This window comes from Endozoicomonas sp. YOMI1 (genome assembly GCF_024606345.1).
Taxonomy (GTDB): domain Bacteria; phylum Pseudomonadota; class Gammaproteobacteria; order Pseudomonadales; family Endozoicomonadaceae; genus Endozoicomonas.
This window is the reverse complement of record NZ_JAHHPM010000074.1, coordinates 1-2,749: the sequence shown is the minus strand read 5'-3', so window position 1 is coordinate 2,749 and position 2,749 is coordinate 1. Positions and strand designations below refer to the sequence as shown.

The window sequence follows — 2,749 nt, the reverse complement described above, 5'->3', positions numbered from 1 at the left end:
CAGAGTGACTGATCACTTAGTTAGAAAATATGATTTCATTTGGTTAACTACTTATTACTCAGGTCATGCCATGATTCGCTTTCTGGCCATTCTGGTGAGTTGCCTGTGTACTGTAAAACTGATGACCCGGGCAGTCACGCCTGCCATGACCAAAATGTTCCCATTCTGGTTATTTCGGAAGTAGCCGATAGAACGGTGGCAAAAGGACCTTTATTTGATTCAGGATAAATCATGGACAAGGACAGCCCCTCTACCCAACAAAACGATCAGGCAATTTCCGGGGTAAAGAAGCGGAGTATCATCTCTCAGCAGGAGGTAAAACGGACATTACTGTCCAGTGCAGATTTCAACCGTCCGGAAGTAAAACCGCTTGCAGAAAGGCTGGTCAGCCAGAAACCAGCCAATCTGAAAGAAGCATTGAAGCCACTGAAGCAAGGTGTCAATTACGCCTCTGACCTTATCCACCGCCTGAAAGATACTCACCCTTGTGTTCAAAGTGAAAAGCAACAACACGCTAACCGCATCACAGACACCATTCACCTGCTGGAAGGTTTGCAGAAAGCCCTTGAGAAAGAGACAAAAGATCTGTTTAACGGACATAACAAAGCAGAGGGGCGGCAAGACGAGGCTTCAGACAATCATGCCCTCTATCTGGAGTCATCAACTTTACTGAATACGCTGCAATCGTATATCAGAACGTTAGAAAAGATGAAATCGGCGTCTATTGAATAGCCATCACAGATTCCTCGTTCCCACGCTCTGCGTGGTAATGCATACCGCACCATGGGGTGTTTCACTGCCCCCGACAAATGCCAGAGTACGGTAGACGTCCCCACGCAGGGGACGAAGGTATGCGTTGTATGATTATTAGCGCTTTTCTGCACTAGTCTTCGCAAACGTTATGACTCCATCGATACTGATAGGACGATATTGGAAATTTAATGAAATCCTCAATAATCATCTGTCGGGTAACCTGGCTTAGGCTGCGCCCCTCATTTTCAAGTCGCTGCTTGATTCGCTCCCAGCGATCAGGGGTCAGTGTGCCAATGATGTCACCACTTGTACTGTCTATTAACTGATACCGGTCTTCATTGATCTGGATGCGGACCTTTTCAGGGCCTCGGTTAACCACAAGATTGTTACGCTCAGTTTGTTGCCAGCCATTTCGTTGCAGGGTTTTCCGCTGGTCTTCGGTCAGCGGTTTTTGCCCTAGCAGTGCCATCACTAGCTGGAAATCCTGCTCTTCCATGTCCAAAATGGCATCGTCATCAATGGTGACTTCAGGGTGTTCCTGTTTCAATTTTGCCACCAGTGCCCGGCGCTCCTGATCCCTGGGTGAGGAGCTCGTGCTACTCAGGCGCTTGCCTTTTCTGATTGTCTGTTGCATTTCAGCAAGCTGGTGAGGATACAGATGGCTTGAGTCCTCATGCAGGCGGGTGTAACGGGAAATGATTGAGAAACTTTCGACGATTCTTTCCACTTTTGCCGTGGTGATGATGATATTTAGTCGGGTCTGTTGCTGGTCCGCAGCACTGAGATCGGGCATTTTCAAAATGCATTCCAGGTTTTCCAGGTGCTGTCTCAAATGATCAAAGTAACCGTATAGGTGCTGGTCATCTCCCCCCCGTAAATGGTTGGGCATCACCGGATTGTTGGAGTTGATCATATCCCGCACAAAGGTGGCGCGATCATTGCGTTCCTTTCTGGTTCTTGCCAGGTGGAGTTGTCGCAAGAGGCTATTGCACTGGTCGTAAAGGCTGCCGATCAAAAAGTGTTTCATCTCTTCGGTATGGCCACTTATCCGACTTTGCAGCTCATCAAACGCCTGCGGGCTTGTTGAATCTTCCTTGCACAGAGCCTGGTGCACTGCTGTGCGCCAATGCATATACTGTCTCAGCAGGTTCTCTCCGTATAGTTCTCGATAGTTACATTTAATGTCGTTTATTTTGCCTTCGGTGTCTTTCTTCTTTGCTTCCAGCTGAGCAATCTGCACAGTACCTTCACGGGTGTGTTCATCGGCTTTACTGAGCTGGTCAGCCACTTGCTCTAATTCTTTGGCCAGCGTTTTTATCTGGTTGAGCAGGATTTTTTTCCCTGGTGGCCGGTCTCCAGGTCTGCTGTCACCTACTGCACCGGGTACGGAAAGCTCAGACTTGGCGGATGATGGACTTAGTACAGCATTTGATGAAGGCTCGCTCACAAGTCTGAGCACGGGAAGCCGGAGTGTCAGTACCTGATTCTGAGGCGCGGGTGGCGCTACAGTGATGGTTCTGCTGCCAGAAGCCCCCGGGGGCTGGTGGTAGATAGGGAAAAGGCAGGCATTCACTGGAGCAGGGACGAAGTGATCCCAATTGGTGAATGCGAATTTGTCACGTTGATGCAGGTCGGTTTTGGGCTGGCAATGGCTGGAACAATGAACGTCAGCCAGGCAGCAGTGCCTGAAAAAGGCTGTCACTTCTTTTCGAATGTCTGCCGGGCGAGCCGAAGGGGCTACAGCATCTGATACGTTAGTACTTAATTTAGTAATCAAAGGTAAATTCATCTCAGCCATACAGAGGTACATCCATTATTAACTGACGAGATACAAGACCATACGCTGGTTCAGTTCCTGTTTATGGCTTGAGATAGTTCTAACTATAAGACTCTCAGCGGGCAAAATAGTTCCCAAGGTTGGTTCGCATGCGAGCCAATCTTGTACACTAGGAGGCTGTCCGAGAATAGTCTGCCCTACTGCGGTTGCGATAAATTG

3 protein-coding genes are annotated in these 2,749 nt (G+C 48.7%); 2 read left to right on the top strand and 1 reads right to left on the bottom strand.

Annotated elements, in window-relative coordinates; genetic code table 11:
• On the top strand, positions 1 to 184 hold a 184-nt coding region (locus tag KDK15_RS02765; protein WP_257293840.1), incomplete at its 5' end, for a hypothetical protein.
• Positions 185 to 231: 47 nt separating this feature from the next.
• The gene (locus KDK15_RS02760) at positions 232 to 732 is read left to right on the top strand and encodes a hypothetical protein (protein ID WP_257293839.1); all 501 of its coding nucleotides are present in this window, start codon (positions 232 to 234) and stop codon (positions 730 to 732) included.
• Between the two features lie 151 nt (positions 733 to 883).
• Here the strand turns inward: KDK15_RS02760 and KDK15_RS02755 are convergent, their stop codons facing one another.
• Positions 884 to 2,551: a hypothetical protein gene (locus tag KDK15_RS02755; RefSeq protein ID WP_257293838.1), complete on the bottom strand. Its 1,668-nt coding sequence runs from the start codon at positions 2,549 to 2,551 to the stop codon at positions 884 to 886.
• Between the last annotated feature and the right edge of the window lie 198 nt (positions 2,552 to 2,749).

Coding starts and splice junctions, on each gene's coding strand:
- KDK15_RS02755 (WP_257293838.1), bottom strand. CDS start 2,551: ATGGCTGAGATGAATTTACCTTTGATTACTAAATTAAGTACTAACGTA.
- KDK15_RS02760 (WP_257293839.1), top strand. CDS start 232: ATGGACAAGGACAGCCCCTCTACCCAACAAAACGATCAGGCAATTTCC.